Here is a 22,977-nt window from a genome sequence, read left to right on the forward strand (position 1 = left end):
ACTCTAGGCGTGGAAATTGCCTAGACAATGCCTGTATCGAGTCTTTTTTCTCTCACTTAAAGACGGAGAAAATATACTTGAATAAAGCGGCAAATAAAGCAGAGGTTGAACTACAAGTGAGCGAATACATATTGTTTTACAACCAAAACCGATTTCAGAAAAAACTAAACGACCGTTCTCCGGTAGAATACCGGGAAACGGCCGCAGCTTAAATTTTGTCTTTTTTGTACTGTCTACTTGACAGGGTTATGACCATTTTAGCGGCTTTTTTAAGTTATCGGTACATGTTCTTGTCCCAATCTAAGGACAAAAAACATTGTGTCATTTCGGATTAGGTAATTATCTGATGGATGCGAATGCAAAAGGGTGCAGGTAATATTAGCTGGGCAACTGAACAATTAGTTAGCGAGCTGATTAAAAGAAAAGTAGGTAAGACGAAAGCTCCTGCATCAAAAGCTTGATCTTTGCAAAAATGAAGAGGCTGGCAATCACTGCTCCCTGTTTTGTAACCATTTAACCGTTCCAATGAGACCTAGGAGTCCGATTAAGAAAACCAGTAAATAACTAGTACCCAACAAGGGAAATAAAGATACTCCGCTTTCCTGCAAATGCAAAGCAGGTACAGACCAAGGCAGATAAGCTCCAATGGCGGTAGGACCGAACACCAATGCCAACATTAAAGTTGTAAATGCAAAGCTGATCGGTACCAGATAACCACGCGATATACAGGCCAATAGGGCAAGAGGAGCACTTAATAATAGGTGGAGAGCACCAATCATAAGGATTAAGAACAAATAATGTTGAACAATTGCAAACGAAAAGCCGGGAAGTCCGATTGAAAAACCAAGTATTAAGGCATAAGCAAAGCTGATCAACATCATTACAAAACACCAGTATATAATTGCGACATATTTGGCAATCGCGATTTTACCACGTGATACAGGCAAAACGAGCAAATCCTTGAGCGTTCGATCGGAATACTCTCGGCCAAATGTCCAACTTGTTACCAATCCAAACCCCAGCAGCCCAAACACAGATGCATACAAAAACGCAGCCCGTTCAAAAAAAGAAGACCAATTGGGCTGTCCTAAGAACAACGTGATGACAAACAATATAAACAGAAGCGTACCCCATAAAACAAAGGACCGACGCAATTTGTAAACTTCAACACTACAGGCTGTCAACAATGGTCTCAATCTGGTTTTTCCTCCTTAACTCCGATTACATTGAGAAAATAATGTTCCAAGTTCTCTTCTTCAATGTTAAGCATGGTGAGCAGTACTTCATGTTGAGCAAGCAATCTCGCAATATGTTCGGGATGCTTAACGGCATGATCATCCAGTAGCGCAAAGCCGTTATTCGAAGTCGAATGTACCGCATACCCGGAGTCTGAAAGAATAGCTTGAGCCTTCTGATCATCCTTCGTTCCGATCATCAACTGCTTTCGTCGGATAGTTTCAAAGTCTTTTGTTGTCAGTTCTTCAAGCAAAACGCCTTTGTGAATAATGCCGATTCGTGAAGCCATTTTGGACATTTCCTCAAGGATATGGCTCGATATAAATACGGTAACCCCTTGTTGAGAAGCTAGAGCTTTCAGCATCTCCCTTATCTCGACAATTCCGGCTGGATCAAGCGCATTGGTTGGCTCATCAAGAATCAGAACGTCTGGCTTATGAATTAACGCTTTGGCCAATCCAAGTTTCTGCGCGTTACCAAGTGACAAATCTCTTGCCTTACTATCCGCATATTGGGTCAAATTCAATTGCTCCATAATTTCGTCAACTGCCCTCGGAACCGGTAATCCTCGCAATCTGGCCATCAAACTCAAGTTTTCCCTAACCGTAAAGGTAGGGTAGGCATAGGGAACTTCCACCATATAACCTACTCGTCTTGACAAATCGGGATTCCCATTCGCCCAGCGCTGACCAAACAAATACACTTCTCCGGAAGAAGGCTTGCTCATTCCGAGAAGAGCTCGGATGGTTGTCGTTTTCCCCGCACCGTTCAACCCCAGGAATCCATAGATTTCTCCTCTCTTAACGGAAATCGAAACGCGATCTACAGTGACTTTATTCCCGTATTGCTTTGTCAAGTTAACGGTTCGAATAATATCTTCCATAGTAACAGTCCTTCCATAACCTAAATTAAACGAATATAAGAGCCGGCAGCCATATGAGATGTTGAAAAGAATTCCGCCGGCCTTGTCCAAATCACTTTGCGCGATAAATGGAATTCAAGTAATTCGAAATCGTTGCGGTATCATTAATGGAGGCCCGCAGTGCGATGTAACCGTCGGGACGAATCAATACGAATTCATTACTTGTTACATCGTAAATTCGATAGGCATTCCCTGCTGCGTCTATTATGCCTTCCACTCTTTCCACATGCGATGGAAGGATGCAATGCACATGAAGTTCGTCGTAGGTGAAGTTCTCCAAAGAAAGATGATCTGTGCGGTTTACAAAAGCCAAAAGAGTCCAGTGGGGACCACGCAACAGGTCAAATACACTTCCTGCAAAATCTGTACCTTGCAGACTCTCGGCATTAGGAGCACGATGCCCGGGCAATGAACGGGTAACATTCGTTCGAGCAGACGGGCGGGTAAGAGAACTTGACCGATAGGAAATGAGAAGCCCACTCGTCAGATCGTCGGATATGGTGCTCAAAGATTGGGACAACCCTCCGCCTTCAGTCGCCGTTCCTATGACCCCATCCATCTTCTTCGAGCTGTCCTCAAGCACGGCTTGAGCCACTGGGCGGCGCTCCTCATCGTACGTGTCGAGCAAGGCGGTGTCCGCTCCGCGTATGACAGTTGCCAGCTTCCAGCCGAGATTGTACGCGTCCTGCATCCCCGTATTCATGCCTTGACCGCCGGCCGGCGAATGAACATGAGCAGCATCGCCGGCAAGGAAGACCCGGCCATTGCGGTAGCATTCAACCATACGGACGTTGACCCGGTAGATGGAAAGCCAGGAAGCATCCGTGAGCCGAACAAGTCCTGCCCCGGCCCGGCGGTCAAACATGGCTTGATACGCCACTAGCGATGGCTGCTCTGGTTCTTCAATGTCTGCCGGAATTGTAGCCTGCAGCTGCCAAATATCGGATTTCGGTAGCGGTGTCACCCCGACCATCCCCTCCGAAGATGTCCAGATATGGATATGGTCACGATCTAACCCTTCCAATCGTACATCGCCAAGATACCATCGCTCATCATCATGTGTTTCTCCAACTAGCTGCAACTGAATAAACTTGCGGATATTGCTTTTGCCCCCGTCAGCGCCGACGACATAACGAGCGCGAATTTGCTCTTCTCCTTGCGGTGTATTCACGGTTACCGTCACACCATCCAAATCCTGTTCAAGCCCTACAGCTTCCACGCCCAACTCGACTTGACCGCCAAGCGCCGCATAGCGGTCGCGCAATGCTTTTTCCACATCATACTGAGCAATCCAGACCGGATCACGATAGGGTGTCTCCAGTTCGGCACTGGCTGCAACGGTAATAGCCGGCTTGTCCACATTCCTGCCATCTGCGGTATAGTAACGAACAGGCAAATCCACAACACCTGTGTCCATAATGTAACGAACGGCCTCCAAATCATCAACAACCTCAAGCGAGCGGGGCTGGATTGCTTTGGCGCGAGACGCTACGTTATATAAGGCGCTTCGTTCAATAATACGATGGTCGACGTTTCGACGGGCAAGGTCACAGGCAAGTGTAAGCCCTGTTGGTCCGGCCCCGACAATGAGAACATCAACAAAAGACTGCACGGTTTTCATGGATAAAATCCTCCTTAATCATTGATTGTGATATGTTGCATTGATTATACTACACCGTGCAGTGTAGTTTGTAAAGTGGAACTCATTTTTGATAGTATACCTATAGGGGGGAAACATAAGGATGGATAATACGGAAAACAAAAAAATCCGCAAAGGCTCTTCAGACAAACGAGCCAAAATTATTGCGGCAGCACGAGACCTGTTTCTTTCAGATGGGTTTGATCGTTCCAGCGTCGATGCAGTCGCAGCTAAAGCGGGAGTTTCCAAACGGACCGTTTATGATTATTATGGCGACAAACAGAACTTACTGCTTGCTGTTGTGGAAGAAACCAGTGAGGCGGTTCTGGACATGATCAAGAAAGGGATATCAGACTACCTCTGGGAATTCGAGGATCTGGAGCAGGCGCTCATCTTATTCTGCGAACAATTCGTAGCTTCTGCGAACGGTTCGTCCGATTACAGCGCTTTGATGCGTCTGGTTACAATGGAAGCCACCAACTTGCCAGGCTCATTTTTAGAAAAGCTGGATAACGCAACGGAAGAGGGGATTATCAGGAGGTTTACCGAGTTTGGACAAACCGGACTGCTCGACGTGCCAGATCCTGTAATGGCTACAAAGCACTTCGCTGCCTTAACGTTTTTGTTGGTATTTGATCAACCGATAAAAGCAGGCAATTTGGAGGAGGAACAAACCAAACGCATCATCTCAGAAGGCGTACGCGTCTTTCTTTGCGCTTATGGAAAACGCACTGTTTAAAACGAAAATCAGCCATCAAACTGATTGCGGTTTTGCTTAACGATAAAAGAATGGTATATATATATGTCGAGGGGCAAGAACATCGTCCCATTGAAGTCGCTATTTTAGCGGCTTTTTTATTTTATCGGTACAAGTTCTTGTCCCGAGCCAAGGACAAGAACTTGTACCGTTTGCCGACATGGACAAGAACATAGTCCGATTACCGATTAGATGATTATCTAAATAAAAAACGCTGTATAAGTAGCGTACTACAGGGCAGTTTTCACATTCTTATTGGAAACAAAGACTCGATAAGAGAAACACGGTCATTTTCGAGTTTGAAGTATAAATTTCCACCACGTTTAGAAAGCTGTCTTGCTGTTATCTCCTTTTTACCCAACCGTTTTGCCCAGTAGGGAATGAAGTTACAGTGCGCGGAACCGCATACTGGATCTTCATTTAACTTTGGAAAAAAGCTTCTAGATGCAAAATCGAATTTGTCGCTTTTCGCTGTAATGGAGACACCAAGATCGTCTGGTAACTCTTTCAGTTTAGAGAAATCAGGTGTAGCGGTTTGAACCGCTTCTGGCATCTTATATAAACAAAATCAACCGAGCCAAGCCCTCCTTTTACAAAGAGGGGCTTGGATTGTTTTGCATTCAGAGGTAAGTAACAAGAAAAAACCAACTGAGAGTGCAAACATTTTGGGGAGAAATGCACCCCTTTAGGGTGGACATTGGAAAAACCCCAGGTTTAACCTATGAAATTCTATGGCGATTAAAATTATTTTGACGAATTCAGGGGAGGGGCTCATTTTCATAGGCACGTCTTTCGGATTGATCCATAACGGCCAGAAGCTTAGAGGAAGCCCCATTTTGCAAACTCCTTCGGTGAAATTTGTAAACCATATAAAATGCAAAGTTCACTTGACACATAATGCAAAGTGAACTATGCTAAAAATGCAAAGTAAACATTGCAAGGACGTGATCACTTGAAGACAAGAATTGCAGAACTGCGGAAGCAGCATAAGCTGTCACAGGAAGAGCTGGGACGAATTGTTGGTGTTACCCGGCAAACCATTACCTCCCTTGAAAGGGAAAAGTATACGGCTTCCCTGATTCTTGCTTACAAAATTGCCAATTTTTTCGGACTCGCCATTGAAGATGTTTTTGATTTCAGCGAAGTGGAGGAAATGTAAATGGACAAGTACAAGATTAAAGTAAAAACTCGCAAAAACGTACTGTCATTGGTAGCTGCTGCTACGCTATTGATCTATGTAGGACTTATATTTTACCGAGGTGGACTACCCGATTTGCCTAGTTTTATAAAGGGATTTCACACAGGCGCTTTTATCGGGGTTGAAGTGGCCGTCGCTTTTTTCCTCGTCAGGTATATAAAAGCCAGCAATAATGAAGCCGAGCTGAAGAAGCAGTATATTGAGGAGAATGACGAGCGGAGTGTAATGATACTCCAGAGTGCCGGCACACTCAGCATTGCAATCATTCTCATTGGTCTGGGCATTGCCTCCGTGATCGCCGGTTTCTTTAATCCCTTGATATTCTACACCTTACTAGCTTGCTTATTATTTGTTTTAATCGTATTTTTTGCACTGTGGATGTATTATGCGAGAAAAATTTAAGGTTTAGATCAAAGCAGAGGAGAGAGGTGAATGTTTACCGGATATCAATATATTGGTTCATCTAGCGAAGATTCTTAATAAGACAGTTGATCGTTTCCTAACTCAAGAAGAGAATGATGCTCATACAATCAAAATGAATATACTTAATAACAAAGATGACATTTGGAATTAAGTTCTAGAAAGAATAAAAGATCAAACATCTCAGTCAAGTTTTGATAGATGGTTACAAGTACAGCAATTCAAATTGATAACGATCTCATAATTTCAGGTCAAGAACAGTTTACCAGTGAAAGTAGTGTCGGGGGACAAGAACATTGTGTCATTTCGGTTAGTAAATATCTAAATAGTATCATGATGGATCATGTTGCTAGGATTAGATTTTCTTTGAATATAGAAAAAGAGCCGCAAGCGCGGCTCAAATAAATTAAAAATTAAGATGTAATAAAGGTTTTATATGATCAGCAGCAACACTAAACTGATCTGAAAATCCCTTGGAACTCTGGTACTCTATCGGCAAGTCATTCAGGAATAATTTGACCTGTTTGGCCACTTTTAAACGTACTTCAGAATCTGCACGATTACCTTTTAATTGATCCTTTACAAGATAACCATATTCATCTCTAAATATTAAAAAGTCATTGATAAGAACATTTAGTTCAGAGAAATTTTTAGCATTTTCTTTTAGAAGAGTTAATCGGTCATTCACTAAAATAATGGAAGTATAAACATCAAACATTTGCTCAATTTCTCCATTAGACCCTACCTCACTGGTTTGAGAAAGTGTATCATCTAATTTCTGTACTCTCGAAACAAAACCAGTATAATAATTCGAATTAACCTCAACTTCTTTCGTGCTCATTGAGTTTTCAACTAAAATATATGTTGAAGCAATAAGCAACAAAACGACAACGACTATGGTGATTTTAGAATATTTTTTCGTCATCATTAATTCAACGTGTGGTTCACAAACGCATAATTTGACCACAACTTAATAGGGATTATGGTGTTGGTTGTATATAAACCGTACTGTACCCGAGCTTGAGGTGCAACGTTAATTTGATTTCCGTTTGCCACAGTGAAGTGAAACTCTGCAGCTGCCCCCGAATTTTTCTGGAACCAATAACTTGATTAGCATCTTTCCAACTAACATTGTTTGATAAACTAGCGTTATTAGGATTCAAAAAAGTTAAAGTACCATTTTTAGGGTTTGATAAATTTTGTTCTGTACCAGAAGTAAAGCCATTTGCATAGTTTTCAGCTAGCTTACCAACCAAACTCACGCCAGGAATTCTATAATCGATCAAATCGAATATAAATGAATCCACCGCATGTTTCTTGACGTTATTCCCCGGATTAGTTTGGATTAAATAAAAGTCTCTATCACTATTTGTTGTAGTTGTTTTCATCTTTGTCTCTATGGCAACAACTGTAGGGATATAATAGGGACTATATTGAGCATTTAGTGTATCAAGTCTTGCCCAGGCTTGTATCGATGTGTATTCAAGACTACCTTGACTAGCCATTCTTGATGAAGTAGCCATGACCACGGTACTCCAGCCATTTACTGCTTGATTTCCACTGTCGTATTAGCTGCTATAAGCGTTCCCTTTGTGGTAATATTCCCCCATATTTTGTGCATGTACAGGTACTGAAGAGATTCCAGTGAAAATCAGAATTGCTAGAACAAATACGATATTAAACTTGTTCTTAATTTTCATTAGAGAACGTCCTCCTCAATGTTGGCTTGCTCTCTGATAATGTCACGAATTTCTTGCGTCGCGAAATTATCATCGCCAAAAATAAGTACGACTGGACCCTCTTCAATGGTACCCATAGTTACGCTGTAGATCCCCTCACCAGTTTCAACAATACCTGTGAAACTAACCGTAGAAGGCACAGTAGTCTCATTATCTTGTTTGATTTCAGTTTCAAAACTACCAGTCAAAAGATGGTTACCATTTTTCAATTCATAATGAGAGACCAAAGAACTCAGAATGGATAAGTTATGTTTCTTTCCATCCATGCTAAGGTCTATACTCCCACCGTTACCAACAAGATAGTCTCCATCATTTCTAAGTTCTTGATTTACAGTTATTGAATCTTTACTGATAGCTGAACGTAGCTTCTTTCTTAAGGTAGAAGTTTCACTTTGTGCTGTTTTAACATTGATACCTAATTTTTTACCAGTCTCAACATTTTCTCTCTTATCAAAGCCTGGTGGAATTTTTTTAGCATTGTATTTTTCCTTTATATTAAAGGTAACCGGAGTTGAAGCATCAAATGATACTGGTTTTGAAACAGTCCCCACACCTGCAAATAAACTTAGGCTGGTGATGAGAACTAATAGTCCTCCCAATGAAATTAAAACTTTCTTTTTCTGCAATTAAGTAAACCCCTTAATGTTTTTTGCTATGTACACAACATTAGCGATGTTAGCACAAAAAAAGAGAATAGATCTATCTGTACAATTTTCCAATTGTAGAGAGTATGAAATACTAAATAGGATCAGTCCAGTATGGAGCATGGCATGTGTAATTGAAAACAACCCCAATCGTAATAAGTCGATTGGGGTTGTTTTTTCTACATGGATTATATACTTTCAGAAGCAATGGGATTTTTCATTGTCCGTTAATCTCGGATGAATATAAATATTTACCTCTTGCATAAAGAACGTGTGTTCGGCTTATAATATACAAACATACGTTCTTAAATGTACAGGAGTGATTTCAGTGTTGGCTAAGCAACGAACCATTATGCTCATCGATATGCAGTCGTTTTATGCTTCAGTCGAAAAGGTAAAAATGCCTCAATACAAAAATAGACCACTCGCCGTCGCGGGAGATCCAGCAAGGCGTTCTGGAATTATTCTTGCCGCTTGTCCATTAGCCAAAGCTAAAGGGGTATCTACCGCGGAACCACTCTGGCAGTCTCTTCAGAAGTGCCCTGAACTGATCATTGTGAGACCACACATGCAAGAATACATCGAAGTATCCACTCAAATCATGTCCATTATTGAGGAGTTCACCGATCTGGTCGAACCGTACAGCATAGACGAATTATTCGCTGATTTTACAGGGTCTATGCATCTATTCGGTAATGATCCAGTCGATTTGGCCAAGCAAATTCAAGACAAAATCTATAATGAAACAGGTGTTTACGCGAGAGCTGGTATTGGCGAAAACAAAATCATCAGTAAACTGTGCTGCGATATGATTGCTAAAAAAGCAGAGGGGGGCATTTTCCACTTAAAGAAAGAGGAACTACACCTTCACATTGGAGATAAGCCCATCCGCGATATGTGGGGGATTGGCTCAAGAATGGAAAAACATCTGTGGAAGATGGGCATCCGAACCATTAAAGACCTGGCAAATACGCCTCTTTCCAAATTAAGAAGTAAGTGGGGTGTTAATGGAGAAGTCATCTGGAGAGTCGCAAATGGACTCGACAATTCGCCAGTAACCGTCAACACGCACAGTACACAAAAGGATATCGGAAACGGAATGACCCTGCCTAGAGATTTCACAGAGGCATGGGAGATCGAAGTGGTTATCCTCGATATCTGCACAGAAGTGTGTAGAAGAGCCCGCAAAAAGGGGCTGATGGGTAGTGTTGTTTCCGTGAGTGTGTCTGGAGCGGATTTTGACCATCCAACGGGTTTTCACAGGCAGGTTAAACTGTCTGATCCTACAAACATAACTGTTGATGTGTGCAAGATAGCCAAGCGCATATTCCATCAACACTGGGATGGGCAACCTGTGCGCCGTGTAGGTGTATCCCTTTCTCAATTATCCAACGCGGATACATATCAACTATCTTTCTTTGATGATCAGGAGCAGAAACGGGCTATTGATCAGGTGATGGACGACATTAAGGATCGATTTGGCGACATTGCCATTCTACGAGCGAGCTCCATTACGGCTGCGGGTCAAGGGATCGATCGAGCATCTAAAATTGGGGGGCATTACAAATGAGCAAAAAACTGGAGGCCAATGGATTATGGGAATCGAGCCGCATGATGCTTCCACAACATAAAGAACGGATTATACAGCATCGTACTCAAATTCATTATCAAGCGAAACCGCTGATCCATGAAGATGAGTGGGAGATTATTGCTCAACATATAGATATGTCGCTCAATTATACGTTGCAAGCCACCTTTGAAGTGTTTCATGAGTGGGGCAATCGGTATATACATGGGATCGTCACTTCAGTCAGTACCTTTGGAAAGAAAATCAAAATTGAAATGGAGAATGGATTTGAATGGGTCGATTTTGATCAATTGGTCGCAGTAAAACTTGAAGAAGGAGGCGTGTAAAGTGCGACAGACTTCTGAGGAACTTTCACTCGTGAAGAGGGTGGTAGAACTCCCCTATCTTTTAGGTGCTCTGGAGGTAGATAAGCATAAAATATACGCTTCAAACTTCAAAATGAAATCTGTGTATGTTGACTACCTGGACGGGACCCAAAAGAAAATTGCTTTAGAGATGTACAAATCGAAACAAAGGCTAAAGGAACATCATATTAAAATCATCGATGAAAAGAGATCTGAGCTGAGTTTAACGGTAGATTATTCGGTAAGAGGGTACCTTCATAAAATGACACTATTGTGGAGCAAAGTAAAAGTGGATGTAACCTTAATGCTTACTGAACATATGAACGTTGATATTACTGAATTGCCAACATGAACATGGAGTTCAAGCAGAATAAGGTATATAACCACATCGGGTGGATATAATGCATTTAAAACCATTGTTTTCTTCTCCCAAATGGGTAAACCGACCTTTGAAGTTGAAGGGTCGGTATTTTTTGTTTAATTTGACATTCAATTATTATGGCAGAGTGTCATTTGAAAGCGGAAATATCATCATACCGTTGGCATATTAAACCATATGAAATGAAAGGAATTACGAGAATGGATCAATGAATATGAATCGCCTTGGTCTGTATTTGAAAAATTGGCTTTGGTAAACTAAACCTTACGGATCGGAACGAGATTTTACAAGTCTTTGGCAGTTTGCATAACAAACGTGGTTTCGAGGCAAGGAAGGGTTACGGTTACGAACACAGTGTTTTAAATATTACAAAAAACCATAAGACACAACATAGATACGATAATAATGGAAAAATAAGGTAAAAAATCATTAGGAGGAAATATGAATCAGAAAGAATTTGAATCAGTCATCAATCTCCCTGCAAATATTCGCTATGAATACTTCATCAAAAAAGTAGTAGATTCAGAAGAAGTGTGGGGCCTTTATGAGAATGGTTGGTCAGTTACTGAAGATGATAAAGGTAATAAATTACTTCCATTTTAGCCTAAGAAAGAATTCGCGGAATACTGTGCAACTGATGGTTGGGAAATTTACTCAAGTAAAAGTATGGATTTGTACGAGTTCATAGAAGAGTTTCTACCCAATTTAAAAAAAGAGGGTTTTAAACCTTCAATATTCTTAAATAATGCTGATTCTGCTGTATTAGAAGTCGATATACATTTAAAGACAGAATCGTTAATTCATTAAACTAACGGGCAGGTTAGTTGAATAAATTGAGGAGAGGGAAGGTCAACGTGTCGGATATACAAAAATGAGTTGAATAGTAACGAGCCCAAATATAAAACTTCTTTACATAATCATAAGTTCCGTCGGGAAAATATCCTTTTTTGCCTCCGCTCACTGCATTAGGACTTCTTAACTTAGAGATCATAGCATCATGAGGCAAGGTAATGGACCAATCAGCTTTCATTTTAGCAAGAGACTACAATCTGCCAATGCATGTGTTTAACTTCGATAAACCAGGCTCGATGAAAGAAATTTGTGAAGGTAAGAATAACGGTACGATAATTAGTGGCGAATCATTTTCAGAGTTGGAATGAAATATGTTAGAAATACCACTCTCCCTTGATTTAGCGGAACGATAGTTCCATAAAAGAAAAGTTATAAACACAAACCCACTCCACCAAAGGAGTGGGTTTGTGTTTATACTGATATGTATATCTTGTGGTCAAACTGTACTTTGTGCTTAGATACATCACGGTGAACCGTATCACAAGCAGTGGTAAGGCGAAGAATCGAGTTGAAGGTTGACGCTATAATGCTACGTTTGGAATTGGGTGCTTAAAATAAGCATTTAAACACTTATTGAAACGGCTGGCCATAGTTCGGTGAAAATACCGAACTATGGCCGTCTATGCTCGTATTTTATTTTTTAACTCCCCCTTGACATATCTACTCCAAAAATGGCCAAGTGTCCTATAGTGCCTAATGAATTAATTCGCAGTACCTCTGCCGCTTATACAGCAATCATCACCGTAAGAGAAAACACAAAAGCCCTGAACAGAACTAACCCTCGTTTATTCTTAACTTCTTGTTATAAGAACTATTTCTTGGTAATCTCTGCAAAGTAGAAAGAACTACTCCGCATACAATGAGGATGGAACCGCCAACTTGTGTGAAGGTGACTGGGGTACCGAGCATGAAATAACCAAGCAACATGGCCACAAATGGTTGGAGATTCAGAAATACCGATGCTTTGGCAGCGCCAACTTTACGAATTTGATTGTTCCAGATGATTGCACATAAGCCTTGAATGAGCAGAGCAAAACCGATTAAGAGTACCCACCATCCCAAGGAAAGGGTGCTCTGTTCATGAGGTTCGCGCCATGCTGCCACCGGAAATACGAGCATGCAGCCCAGCAATGTTGTATATGCAGTCGCTCCAAGTGCATCCATTTTTTCTGTGAGCTTTCTCATTAAAATGGTAGAACCAGAGAATGCGAGCATGCAAATAAACATGATTCCCATACCAGTTGTCAGTGATACATGTAATCCTCTACCTTGGCTGACTACAAAAAAGACACCGATAAGCGCAACCAGAGATCCTACCTTCATACGCAGAGTGAATGGTTCTTTTAAGAAGAGTCGCGCTAACAAAGCGGTAAATATAGGAGAGAGCGATAAAATAAGCGAAGCTGTCGTTGCATCTATCGTCTGCAAACCAGTAAAGAAAGATACCTGATGCAGCAACATCCCAATAAGAGCGAGCGGAATTAAGTAGATGATATCCCGTGAAGTCAATCGAATCATACGTCTGGACAAGATGAGATAGCCAATTAGGAACACGGAGGAGACGGCAAGGCGGTATGCGGAAAGATGCATTGCAGGAAACTCCTGCAGCAAGAGTGAGCCGAATATGAAATTGCTTCCATAAAGAGTCGCACAAAGTAAGAGAAGCTGGTAAGTTCGCAAGCCGATGAGCCTTCTTTCAAAATTTGACTAATCCAATAGCCTTATTGGTTAAGCTGTCGTTTGATGGCAACCAGTTCGATCTCGATTTCAGCGTTACGTGGTAGCTTAGCTACCTGTACGGTAGTTCTTGCGGGATGATGATTACCAAAATAGTGACTATAAACGTCATTCATTTGCCCGAAGTGATCTAGATTCGTCATAAAAACGGAGGTTTTCACAACGTCTTCTAGGGTGAAACCAGCTTCAGATAACACGTTCTGAAGGTTCATCAGGATCTGTTGGGTTTGTGCAATGATGCCTTCCTTTAATTGGCCTTCAGCATCTATCGGGAGCATTCCGGATGTATAAATAACATTTCCGGTAGCAATGGCTTGCGAATAAGGGCCTATTGCCGCCGGCGCTTGTGCGGATGTAATCATAGTATGATTCATGGTGATTTTCCTCCTTTAATGAATATAGAATGATTGTCGTTTTTGTTCGTTTAATAAAGAACCCGCAGTAATAAGCTGCGGGTTCGAGATTGTATTAAAATCCGCTAATCGCGTCGTTATTGACCCGCTGGTGTGTAATTCTCGTCTAGAAATGATTGAACAGCTTGGAACGCTTGAACTCTATTTTTTTCGAGCAGTACCATATGAGTACCTTCTCCGATTTCCACCCAACGGCGATAAGCAGCTCCAGTTAAGGAAGTAAAGAAGTTTTGTGCCAAATCTAATGGTACATCGATATCCCACTCCGCATGAATGAGGAGTACAGGTACGGTGATATCTTTAGGTTCATAGAAGGCTTTGCCAACCGTCCAATATTCACGTATGTCTAGAATCGGTCCGTTGGTAGCGCGAATATGCTCAGGGTGTACGGTCTTGTTATTAGGATCGGAGGCCAGCGTTGCTTCAACCCATTTTTCAAACCAACCCTCAGGGAGCAAGCTGTCACGTTTTCCTTCAGGAGCAGCACTTAACCAGCGTTCTTTAGTAGTACCTGCGGGCACAAGGCGATAAGAGCCAAGCGGGCCGCCTGTATCAATAGGGATTGGTTTGTTGCTCAGCCACTGAGGAGCGATAAGGGTTAACTTGTTCACTTTGTTATTATTACGGCTTGTATATGCCCCAGCCACCGTACCGCCCCAAGACATCCCAAGTACATTGACCTTCGATAGATTTCGATGCTTTAGGACGAAGTCTACGGCCGAGCCAAAGTCACGAACTCCGGTTTCTGTACGGACAAGCGGAGGATTCTGATCAGCAGGTTGCTCCATTTCTGGCGGTCTTGTGGATCCACCATAGCCACGAACATCTACTGCATAGACGTCATAACCGTGACTTGCGAGGTAATCAAGGAAGGTGAAACCGTCTAGCTCAACATCATATAGGCTGCCAATTGGATAAGTAGCACCGTGGACCATGACGATCGTTTTCTCATTAGAGAAGACATTCATAGATGCAGGACGTTTATTAAGGACCGATAGCTCAATACCAGGCGTATCGCTAGCTATGTTAAAGTTCTCAGATACGATGGAGATAGATTTGTTGAATGTGTTGTTAGACATTATATTTTTCGCCTCTCTTCAATGTATTAGATAAAGCGCCAGTTGAAGCCGTCTTCGCTTCGGGTGACGTATCCCGCTGAACTCTCTGGGAAGTGCGTACTGAAATAGATAATTGGACGGTCGGCAACATATTCCAAAGCCCAGCGGCGTGAAATTCGGGCCTGATCGCCAAATTCACAGTACATAGAATTCCAATCCGGTCGCATAACTTGGAATGGGTGATGCATGATATCGGCGCCGAACAAAGCTTCTTCACCACCCGATGAAAGACGAATAGACATTTGTCCGATACTGTGACCTGGAGTCGGAATGAATGTAAATATATCTAGAAACTTTCCGCCTTCTGGACCGATAGTTTCCGTCAAGCCTGCCTCAACGATCGGAAGTACACTCTCTTCATAAACATTGAAATTTGCTTCATTTTCTTTGTTATGGCTCGCTTCGCTGGAGTAATACTCTTGTTCTTTAATAGGGAATACGTACTTGGCATTGGGGAATGTAGGTACCCATTTGCCGTCAACTAGCCTCGTATTCCAACCGACATGATCCACATGCAAATGAGTTAGTAATACGTAATCGACTTCTTCAGGAGTAACGCCCGCCTCTTGAAGTCGCTCGAGATAAGGTAGCTGCAGATTGGCAAGATCCGGATTTAGTGGCAGGTTTTTATCGTTACCTGTAGCTGTATCAATAAGAATCATATGATGGGGTGTCTTCACGACCCAGGTGCCAATACTCACGATGAGTTGCGAATTTTCGTCAAGCAAGCCCTCAGGGAAGAATTGTTGATTCTCTTCTAATACAGAGGGATCCCACGTCCCTGGGAAATAAATTTCTGGTGGAACACCACTGATTACCATTTCGGTGACTCGGGTAACAGTAGTATCGCCTACGGTGTAAATCTTAGGTAGCTTAGTCATATAGCTCATCGCCTCCTTCAAAATTTCGCTGGAAATGAAATTCTATATTTAAAAAGAATTATGTGTACATGTCCCGGGAACGTATTTGCACATCAGTCTTGTTAAAATCTTAATCCAATAATGTTCTTAAATCAACGTTTTTACACCGAAATTGAACGACCGTAAGAAAGCTTGCTATTGCTAGATATTTTAATTATTATCAAATTATAAATTTCGCTGAGAGCGAAAAAAATCAAATGTGAAGGAGACATGAAAGATGAATTCTATAGGCGAGGTCATCAGAAATACCCGCAAAAAGCAGAAATTAACTCTTAAAGAAGTGGCAAAAGCAGGATCTATCTCAGTATCTTTTCTCAGCGAAATTGAACGGAACAAAGCGAATCCGTCGATAAGTGTCCTAAAAAGGATTGCCAATGCGTTAAACGTGAATTTTACTGATCTATTTGGAGAGAAAGAACAAAGCATCGTTGTGAGAAAAAACGAACGTAAACCGTTGGTACATTCTGAAGGCTCACGTATTACATGGTATTCCCTTAGCGAGGGAAGTAAAAATAAGATGGGACCAATCTGGGGGGTGCTTGAAGAAGGTGCGACTTCTGGTGATGTTGGCGTAGGACACAGCGAAGGAGAGGAGTTTCTGTATGTCCATTCTGGTTGCCTGGAGTTCATGCTTGGTAATGATAGATATACGTTAGAAGAGGGAGATAGTATATATTTCGATGCCAAGACACCGCATAGCTATAAGAATGTATATAAAGGTGAGACCTTGGTGATTGCCGTGTCGACGCCTCCAACTTTTTAAGTCCAAACCGAATTATACCTTCATATAAAGTGAGCTTATGTTTTGAAATAAGTAGTATTAAAAATGACTTGTTTCTTCTTTTCGCAACCCACTTTGACCTTAGCATTTAAAATATCAGTGCAACTAGATTACAGTTGACCACCAATTATTTACTTACGAGGAGGACTCAAAATGAAACTGCCATGAGCAGATGAAATCGAACAATGTCAAAATAGTAAGTCTGCTAAAAACACGTACATATTTTTACTTCAGCGTTGTTGGTTTTGTCATTAAATCAATTTATTCTCGCAAGGTAAAACGGGCTGGGAGGTTACTATTGTGTTGATAGGGAATGCACCTTTCTTTTGGTCAAGAGTCTTCTGCAAAAGGAAAATGAAATAAAAGAGTTGATCATTGCTAAGCTAACGGGAAACGATAGCATTGTAAAACAAAGTAAGCAACAGATCAACACGATGGGCTGCTTTTGTTCAACTAATGGGCAGGTTAACTAAATAATTGCAGAGGTGGAGGAGTTGTTATGAGTCTTGATTCGCTTCTATTTTAATACGATTCTTTACATAGTAAGCCAAACATCCGATAAATACTTATAGTTACGATTATATCCAAGAAGGATGGTACGATAATGATAAGTCTTAAACGTATGACCGCTTGCTTAGTTTTAGCCACATTACGTTGAAGCATCGGAAGTGCTTAGAGATTTCAAGAAATGTTATTTTCCTCTATCATTACAAAATCAGAAAAATTCTTATCGGAACTTTAAAAAATCTGTGAAGATCTTGTATTGTACAATAAAGAACTTGAAATTATAGCTCGAAGAAGAGACTGGGATGCGTACTTGTTGCTGAAGGTGGAGATTTCGGATTCCGAGAAGGCGCTGTTGCACAAGTCGGCCGAGAAGCTGAAAGGCCTTGTTCAATCGATAGAAGTCTAGTACGAAGAACAGCCAAGGAGGCATGCGCCTTCCTTGGCTGTTTTATTTCTTTCGAGACCCTTAGCGAGCCGTCCAAGAGCCGTCGACCGTGATCCTTGTCGCATAAAGTCGGGGTTACTTATGGGACAGCCTCTTGATGGAAAGCACCACAAATTAAGCTAATGGCTACGACTGAGCTCTTCGAATGCCAGACCTTATATGCTCAATCCTTGACTGAACGTCCGGTTAAAGGAACGTTAACAGGCCTAATCACTATTATGAACTGGTCATTCGTACGTGATGATATCTCACGGGAACAAGTTGCATATCAACTGGCCTATGGCTTAAGACAAGAGGTAGAAGCACTGGAGATTGCAGGAATGGGAGTGATCCATGTAAACGAGCACGCTGTCCGTGAAGGGTTGCTGCATATGATTTGCTTTATTTTTGGTTAAGCATCAGGAAAAGGCGTTTTCTAGAGAAGAATTACTCAGAGAAGTGTGGAAGTCGTCCCGCCAGCAAATTTATGATCAATGTACAGTCGATACACACAATTAAAAGATTACGTGAAAAACTGTTTTCCGATTATTCAAATGGGAACGAATTCACGGGTATTTTATAGTTTGGATTATTATTATGAACTTAGTGAATATAACGTTAATCTGAAAGATACGCAAATCTTATAAATATTATCGGCGCAAGTTGTTCAGGCTTGTTGTGACTTAGGCCTTCTCCAAACGCAGCGAGAGCATGTGATTGATACCAGATATGCGGGCCTGCCTGGGAGATAGGGACTTGCGTTTGTACTCCGTGAACCCCAGCTTCTCATACAATCGAATGGCCGGGACATTGGTATCGGCAACCTCTTCTATGAGATAGTTACGGTACGGCAAATGAACCAGCATATGTTTAATAACTGCCGAAGCCGCTCCTTGGCCGCGGAAGGATAAGGCAGTACCGATAAACTCGACCGATCCCGTTTCGGCCGGCGGGTCGACAAACGGCTTTTGGAACTCCCTCTTCAGAATGAGTGCCGCCATCGAACCCTTGAACCAACCCAGATGCCTACGGAGCGGTGCGCTCTGAAGTTCTAGGGAGAAGCTCTGACAGTCCGTGCATGCGCCGAAGGCCGCCACCCGATCGCCAGCGAGAGCCACATAAAATTGATCTAGCACGAACATATGGGCGAACGCCTTTGCGGTGACATCTCGGTCTTTAGAAAAATACGTGAGCCACTGCGAGAAGCCGTCGGCGAAAATCTCCGCCATCTGGTTTCTGACCTGTACACCCGCGTGGTCTGCGCGGACAACCTCAAATGCGCCCGAGTACTTCATAACGTTTCACCTTCCTTTTCGAATACTAAGGTCAAGAGCGATCTCGACGGCATCGTGAATTTTTCCTCCAGCATCACCTTCATCATCGCCAGCCCCTGAATGGAGGAAAAGAAATATTGTGCCATCTCAAAAGCGTTCCCTTCACGGAGCTGGCCCTGCCGCTGTCCTTGAACGATGAGCGTGGCAGTCGCTTGCAGTAGATCGGTATTAATCTGCTTGAGAGCCGCTTTCCGACCGTCCGTCTCCGTGGAGAAGAAGGATTGTGACATCAGCAATAAGAGGTGCCCCAAGTCATCGCCAGAAGACAGATCGAGATACACCTCGTTCGCGAATCGTGCCAGTTCCTCAGCAGGCTCATCACTGGTCTGAAATCTCGCGATCAGCGTCTCAAGTCCGGCCATGGCGAACTGCACCAGTTCCTCGAATAGCTGATCTTTTGTTTTGTAATGGCGGTACAGCAGACCGGTGCTAATGCCAGCCTGATCGGCAATATGCTGCACATTGGTGGAGCCGAATCCTTGACGAACGAACAGCCGCATCGCCGCTGTCTGAATTTTGGTGCGGGTTGCAAGGCGCATAGCCTCGTATTGCTCAGGTGTACGGGGCACTTTGGAAGCTCCTTTATTGAATGAATTTTAATTCATCATAAAATCATTGAAGCAAATTGTCAACGTGTAATGTGGAGTAAGAGCGATAGACGAGCCGGTAGACCCGCGAGCAAGTCGAAGGACTTCAGCCGCCTAAGGAACTCATTAAATAAAATGGGAACCTTAGTTAAATAGCCCCAGTCTAAAACATCTTATTTGAAGCAACTAGAATTAATTGCTCTTATAGGAGGTTTTATTATGAATTTAAGTGAACTTTGGAATCATTATGGGCAGATAAATGAGTTCAAAAAACATGGTCCCATTGAAAGTTCTTTTAAGTGCTGTTTTGTTATATCTGTATAATTATTGTCCGGATTGCCGATTCGATAAATGTCCAACTATATCTCACTGCTAATTCATTTAGTTATTTGGAAACGTAGTGAAATGCGCACCAATAACTTGTCTGATACATATGGATGAATGACCAATTTTCTAAAGAACACATGGGTAAAAGCTTATCATAATTTATGTATTAATGAGCGAAGAGAAGAATGCTATACTAACAAATGAATATGACAATGTGATGGATATTGCTAAATAGCGGTGAACGGAGAGTGAGCAGTGTTGAAAATAAAGGTCATTATTGCGGATGACAATCCCTTTATCCGGGAAGGCATGAGAATCATTCTGACCACTTTCGATGAGTTCGAAGTATTGGCGACGGTTCAGGATGGTCAAGAAGCGGTTGATTTCTGCCGGAAGAATGAAGTAGACGTAGCACTGCTCGATGTGCAGATGCCCAATATGAATGGTGTGGAAGCGACCAAGCTGATCTCCGAGCAGACAGGAACCAAAGCGCTAATCCTAACCACTTTCGATGACGAGGCGTTTATTATCGATGCGATCCGCAACGGGGCGAAGGGATATCTGCTCAAGAATAACGATCCGAAGCGGATTAGGGACGCCATCATATCTGTATACAACGGACATAATGTACTGCAGGATGCTGTGCTGGATAAGTTGAAATCTAGTTTGCTACCGGACAAGGATAAAGATAAGAAAGAAGATAGAGGGAGTAAGATCGACAGAAGCTTATTCACTGATAGAGAGCACGACATTATGTTCCTCATTGCGAAGGGGCTTTTCAATCGTGAAATTTCGAAGAAGCTGTTCATCTCAGAAGGCACCATAGCCAACCACATTACTTCTATTCTAGGCAAGAAGAGCTTTACACATCGTACACAAATCGCGATTTATTTTCTGACCGGGGAAGTGGATTAAATGACGGAGAGGGGAGCCCCTATAGAACTCTGGACAATGAGCATAAAAGCGATCCTCTTGAGCTATGTGGTTATTCAATCCTATGTATCTGTAGGTTCGATTTCACCATGGTATATGCTGTACATCCTCCTCTACCTGTGTTTGAATATTTCCATTCATATCACTAAAAAAGGTAGTGTCACGACGATCGTGCTTCTGCTGTCTATGCTGGTTACTGCACTGTCCTCGTCATACATCCAACCCTTATTGTTACTCCTGTTACCTCTGAACATATACGAACTATTTACTATATATCTGCGCAAACGCGGAATTATTCTATTTCTCATGATGGTTCCGCTCTTGTTACTGTCTCAAGAATTTCAAGCCATCTTGGTTACTTATGGTCTCGTTGCGATGCTAAGTTTCCTCTATTACCTCTTGCTTAACACCTACATAAACAAAAATGCAGACCTCAAAGAGGACATTGAAAAAAGAAACGAACATATCCAGCAGTTGACTCAAAGCCTAAATGAGAATAAAGAATATATCAGACAGTCCGATTATACGATTAAACTGGAGGAGCGTAACCGACTGTCCCAGGAAATTCATGATAAGATCGGACATTCTATGACGGGTGCATTGATCCAGATGGAAGCCTCGAAGCGTTTGTTCACCTCCGATCCGAACAAGTCGGCGGAACTGCTGCAAAATGCAATCCATATCTCCAAGGACGGAATCGAGAGTATTCGCCTTGTGCTTAAGAATATGAAGCCTCCGAAAGAGCAGCTCGGAATGAATCGGATGAAATTATTCGTTGATGAATTTTCAGCGAAGCATACGTTCAGGACCTCTCTCACTCATGAAGGTAATGTCGACATCATTACTCCGATCCAGTGGAAGGTCATTCAGGAGAACACCAAGGAAGCGTTGACCAATGCCATGAAATATTCAAACGCCACTTTCGTCTCCATCCATATCGAGGTACTGAGATCCTTGATCAAGGTCGATGTATCGGACAACGGCAAAGGAGAGCAGAAGGTGATAAAAGGCTTGGGATTAATCGGCATGGAAGAACGGGCAGCAAGCGTATCTGGTACGATTATCGTCGATGGCTCAAGAGGCTTCAGTGTCACTACATTAATTCCTCACGGATAAGATGAGATTTACGATGATTAGATAGGAATATTCTCAGGGGTAAAGGATGAACTTGTGCACTGTCACAGGAGCATCCTTTTTTATTACAATTACATTATCCTAAAGACGAAACGGGAGTGTTACGAATGAACGTCCTTGAAATTAAGCAGCTTACGAAGAAATTTGGAGATTTTATTGCCGTGGACAATATCACGATGTCTGTGAAGGAAGGCGAGATCTTCGGATTTCTGGGTGCGAATGGAGCAGGTAAGAGTACGGCTATTAACATGATTGCCTCTCTGCTCCGGGTAACCAAAGGTGAAATCGAAGTTCTTGGCAAGAGTATCGCTAAGCATGGTAAATTCGCGAAGATGAACATCGGGATCGTGCCGCAGGAAATGGCTATTTATGAGGATATGACTGCATACGAGAACGTTCATTTTTTCGCCGGATTATACGGACTCAGAGGAGCCGAGTTAAAGGAGCGGGTGATTGAAGCACTAGCATTCGTGGGACTTGGTGACAAGCACAAAAGCTATCCCAAAAATTTCTCAGGCGGTATGAAGCGAAGATTGAACATAGCCTGTGCAATCGCCCATCGGCCAAAGCTGCTCATCATGGATGAGCCAACGGTGGGGATTGATCCGCAATCTCGCAACTATATTCTTGGTTCCGTGAAGAAACTGAACGAATTGGGCAGCACGATCATCTACACCAGCCATTACATGGAAGAGGTCGAGGAGATCTGTACAAGAATCGCCATTATCGACCACGGCAAGATTATCGCGGAAGGAACGAAAGGTCAATTAAAGGCTATCATTACGAATCAGAAAAATATAGGTATCGAGGTCCGTTCAACCGAAAATCTGGATAAAAATAAGTTGGAGGGAATTGCTGGTGTAAACCGGGTTGAAGTGGAGGATCGAATTGTTAAGATCACCTCTGATTCCGAGGTCAATAACTTGAACCGGATCATCCAGCAGTTGATGGCGGATGATATTGAAATACGTTCATTGGAAGAGAATGAGCCTAGTTTGGAGACGGTGTTTCTGACATTGACAGGCAGAAGTCTGCGGGACTAAT

Annotated in this window: 25 protein-coding genes and 4 pseudogenes; 16 read left to right on the plus strand and 13 right to left on the minus strand. The window is 42.4% G+C overall.

Annotated elements, in window-relative coordinates; translation table 11 throughout:
* A partial coding sequence (locus FS628_RS09935) for an IS3 family transposase (protein ID WP_145321523.1) occupies positions 1–212 on the plus strand: 212 nt, incomplete at its 5' end.
* A 276-nt stretch (positions 213–488) separates the two neighbouring features.
* On the opposite strand, the gene FS628_RS09940 is transcribed toward FS628_RS09935, so the two are convergent.
* The 3 genes from FS628_RS09940 to FS628_RS09950 all read right to left on the minus strand — a co-directional run bounded on the left by FS628_RS09940 (position 489) and on the right by FS628_RS09950 (position 3,779).
* Complete coding sequence (locus tag FS628_RS09940; protein ID WP_145321525.1) at positions 489–1,196, minus strand: ABC transporter permease; 708 nt, start codon at positions 1,194–1,196, stop codon at positions 489–491.
* A complete protein-coding gene (locus tag FS628_RS09945; RefSeq protein ID WP_186327781.1) occupies positions 1,193–2,119 on the minus strand; it encodes an ABC transporter ATP-binding protein in 927 nt (308 codons plus the stop codon). The genes FS628_RS09940 and FS628_RS09945 overlap by 4 nt, the downstream gene beginning before the upstream one ends.
* 91 nt (positions 2,120–2,210) lie before the next feature.
* Entirely contained in the window at positions 2,211–3,779 is a 1,569-nt protein-coding gene (locus FS628_RS09950) for an FAD-dependent monooxygenase (protein ID WP_145321527.1), read from the minus strand.
* Positions 3,780–3,900: 121 nt separating this feature from the next.
* Here FS628_RS09950 and FS628_RS09955 point away from each other — a divergent pair, with 121 nt between their 5' ends.
* Complete coding sequence (locus FS628_RS09955; RefSeq protein WP_145321529.1) at positions 3,901–4,536, plus strand: TetR/AcrR family transcriptional regulator; 636 nt, start codon at positions 3,901–3,903, stop codon at positions 4,534–4,536.
* 262 nt (positions 4,537–4,798) lie between these two features.
* Here the strand turns inward: FS628_RS09955 and FS628_RS09960 are convergent.
* A pseudogene (locus FS628_RS09960) lies at positions 4,799–5,101 on the minus strand (PhzF family phenazine biosynthesis protein); the annotation flags it as partial.
* Positions 5,102–5,506: 405 nt separating this feature from the next.
* Here FS628_RS09960 and FS628_RS09965 point away from each other — a divergent pair.
* Together FS628_RS09965 and FS628_RS09970 are read left to right on the plus strand one after the other, a co-directional pair.
* On the plus strand, positions 5,507–5,713 hold the full coding sequence (locus FS628_RS09965; RefSeq protein ID WP_145321533.1) for a helix-turn-helix transcriptional regulator: 207 nt from the start codon (positions 5,507–5,509) through the stop codon (positions 5,711–5,713).
* Positions 5,714–6,154, plus strand: a complete 441-nt coding sequence (locus FS628_RS09970) for a hypothetical protein (protein WP_145321535.1) — start codon at positions 5,714–5,716, stop codon at positions 6,152–6,154.
* Positions 6,155–6,578: 424 nt separating this feature from the next.
* Here FS628_RS09970 and FS628_RS09975 read toward each other — a convergent pair whose 3' ends face one another.
* The 3 genes from FS628_RS09975 to FS628_RS09985 form a co-directional block, all read right to left on the minus strand.
* Positions 6,579–7,097 carry a hypothetical protein gene (locus FS628_RS09975; protein ID WP_145321537.1) on the minus strand — a complete coding sequence of 173 codons (519 nt, stop codon included), beginning with the start codon at positions 7,095–7,097 and terminating at the stop codon, positions 6,579–6,581.
* 55 nt (positions 7,098–7,152) lie between these two features.
* A complete protein-coding gene (locus FS628_RS09980) occupies positions 7,153–7,695 on the minus strand; it encodes a hypothetical protein (RefSeq protein WP_145321539.1) in 543 nt (180 codons plus the stop codon).
* 176 nt (positions 7,696–7,871) lie between these two features.
* Positions 7,872–8,537, minus strand: coding sequence for a hypothetical protein (locus FS628_RS09985; RefSeq protein ID WP_145321540.1), 666 nt, complete (start codon positions 8,535–8,537; stop codon positions 7,872–7,874).
* 370 nt (positions 8,538–8,907) lie between these two features.
* Here FS628_RS09985 and FS628_RS09990 point away from each other — a divergent pair, with 370 nt between their 5' ends.
* The 6 genes and pseudogenes from FS628_RS09990 to pyrH all read left to right on the plus strand — a co-directional run.
* A complete protein-coding gene (locus tag FS628_RS09990) occupies positions 8,908–10,125 on the plus strand; it encodes a DNA polymerase IV (RefSeq protein ID WP_186327853.1) in 1,218 nt (405 codons plus the stop codon).
* Positions 10,122–10,469, plus strand: coding sequence for a YolD-like family protein (locus FS628_RS09995; RefSeq protein WP_145321544.1), 348 nt, complete (start codon positions 10,122–10,124; stop codon positions 10,467–10,469). The genes FS628_RS09990 and FS628_RS09995 overlap by 4 nt, the downstream gene beginning before the upstream one ends.
* 1 nt (position 10,470) lies before the next feature.
* Complete coding sequence (locus tag FS628_RS10000) at positions 10,471–10,839, plus strand: hypothetical protein (protein ID WP_145321545.1); 369 nt, start codon at positions 10,471–10,473, stop codon at positions 10,837–10,839.
* 329 nt (positions 10,840–11,168) lie between these two features.
* Complete coding sequence (locus FS628_RS33105) at positions 11,169–11,288, plus strand: polymorphic toxin type 8 domain-containing protein (protein WP_186327782.1); 120 nt, start codon at positions 11,169–11,171, stop codon at positions 11,286–11,288.
* A 19-nt stretch (positions 11,289–11,307) separates the two neighbouring features.
* A pseudogene (locus FS628_RS10010) lies at positions 11,308–11,673 on the plus strand (DUF2750 domain-containing protein).
* A gap of 197 nt (positions 11,674–11,870) precedes the next feature.
* A pseudogene (pyrH, locus tag FS628_RS10015) lies at positions 11,871–12,026 on the plus strand (UMP kinase); the annotation flags it as partial.
* Between the two features lie 466 nt (positions 12,027–12,492).
* Here the strand turns inward: pyrH and FS628_RS10020 are convergent.
* The 4 genes from FS628_RS10020 to FS628_RS10035 form a co-directional block, all read right to left on the minus strand.
* A complete protein-coding gene (locus FS628_RS10020) occupies positions 12,493–13,398 on the minus strand; it encodes a DMT family transporter (protein WP_145321547.1) in 906 nt (301 codons plus the stop codon).
* Between the two features lie 41 nt (positions 13,399–13,439).
* Positions 13,440–13,829, minus strand: coding sequence for a Rid family detoxifying hydrolase (locus FS628_RS10025; RefSeq protein WP_145321549.1), 390 nt, complete (start codon positions 13,827–13,829; stop codon positions 13,440–13,442).
* 116 nt (positions 13,830–13,945) lie between these two features.
* On the minus strand, positions 13,946–14,947 hold the full coding sequence (locus tag FS628_RS10030) for an alpha/beta hydrolase (RefSeq protein WP_145321551.1): 1,002 nt from the start codon (positions 14,945–14,947) through the stop codon (positions 13,946–13,948).
* A 26-nt stretch (positions 14,948–14,973) separates the two neighbouring features.
* Complete coding sequence (locus FS628_RS10035; RefSeq protein ID WP_145321553.1) at positions 14,974–15,867, minus strand: MBL fold metallo-hydrolase; 894 nt, start codon at positions 15,865–15,867, stop codon at positions 14,974–14,976.
* A 256-nt stretch (positions 15,868–16,123) separates the two neighbouring features.
* On the opposite strand from FS628_RS10035, the gene FS628_RS10040 reads away from it, so the two are divergent.
* The 3 genes and pseudogenes from FS628_RS10040 to FS628_RS10050 all read left to right on the plus strand — a co-directional run.
* Positions 16,124–16,669: a helix-turn-helix domain-containing protein gene (locus FS628_RS10040; RefSeq protein ID WP_145321555.1), complete on the plus strand. Its 546-nt coding sequence runs from the start codon at positions 16,124–16,126 to the stop codon at positions 16,667–16,669.
* 781 nt (positions 16,670–17,450) lie between these two features.
* Positions 17,451–17,600 (plus strand): hypothetical protein, encoded by a 150-nt coding sequence (locus FS628_RS31330; protein WP_186327783.1) that lies wholly within the window; start codon positions 17,451–17,453, stop codon positions 17,598–17,600.
* 188 nt (positions 17,601–17,788) lie between these two features.
* Positions 17,789–18,004: pseudogene (locus FS628_RS10050) on the plus strand (hypothetical protein); the annotation flags it as partial.
* Between the two features lie 297 nt (positions 18,005–18,301).
* On the opposite strand, the gene FS628_RS10060 reads toward FS628_RS10050, so the two are convergent.
* Both FS628_RS10060 and FS628_RS10065 read right to left on the minus strand, forming a co-directional pair.
* Positions 18,302–18,913 (minus strand): GNAT family N-acetyltransferase, encoded by a 612-nt coding sequence (locus tag FS628_RS10060; protein WP_145321560.1) that lies wholly within the window; start codon positions 18,911–18,913, stop codon positions 18,302–18,304.
* A complete protein-coding gene (locus FS628_RS10065) occupies positions 18,910–19,521 on the minus strand; it encodes a TetR/AcrR family transcriptional regulator (protein WP_145321562.1) in 612 nt (203 codons plus the stop codon). The genes FS628_RS10060 and FS628_RS10065 overlap by 4 nt, the downstream gene beginning before the upstream one ends.
* Positions 19,522–20,124: 603 nt before the next feature.
* Here FS628_RS10065 and FS628_RS10070 point away from each other — a divergent pair.
* The 3 genes from FS628_RS10070 (at position 20,125) to FS628_RS10080 (ending at position 22,976) form a co-directional block, all read left to right on the plus strand.
* Positions 20,125–20,781 carry a response regulator transcription factor gene (locus FS628_RS10070; protein ID WP_145324053.1) on the plus strand — a complete coding sequence of 219 codons (657 nt, stop codon included), beginning with the start codon at positions 20,125–20,127 and terminating at the stop codon, positions 20,779–20,781.
* Between the two features lie 21 nt (positions 20,782–20,802).
* A complete protein-coding gene (locus FS628_RS10075) occupies positions 20,803–21,915 on the plus strand; it encodes a sensor histidine kinase (protein WP_186327854.1) in 1,113 nt (370 codons plus the stop codon).
* 125 nt (positions 21,916–22,040) lie between these two features.
* A complete protein-coding gene (locus FS628_RS10080; RefSeq protein WP_145321565.1) occupies positions 22,041–22,976 on the plus strand; it encodes an ABC transporter ATP-binding protein in 936 nt (311 codons plus the stop codon).
* Position 22,977 lies beyond the last annotated feature (1 nt).

The organism is Paenibacillus xylanexedens, assembly GCF_007676705.1.
Taxonomy (GTDB): domain Bacteria; phylum Bacillota; class Bacilli; order Paenibacillales; family Paenibacillaceae; genus Paenibacillus; species Paenibacillus xylanexedens_C.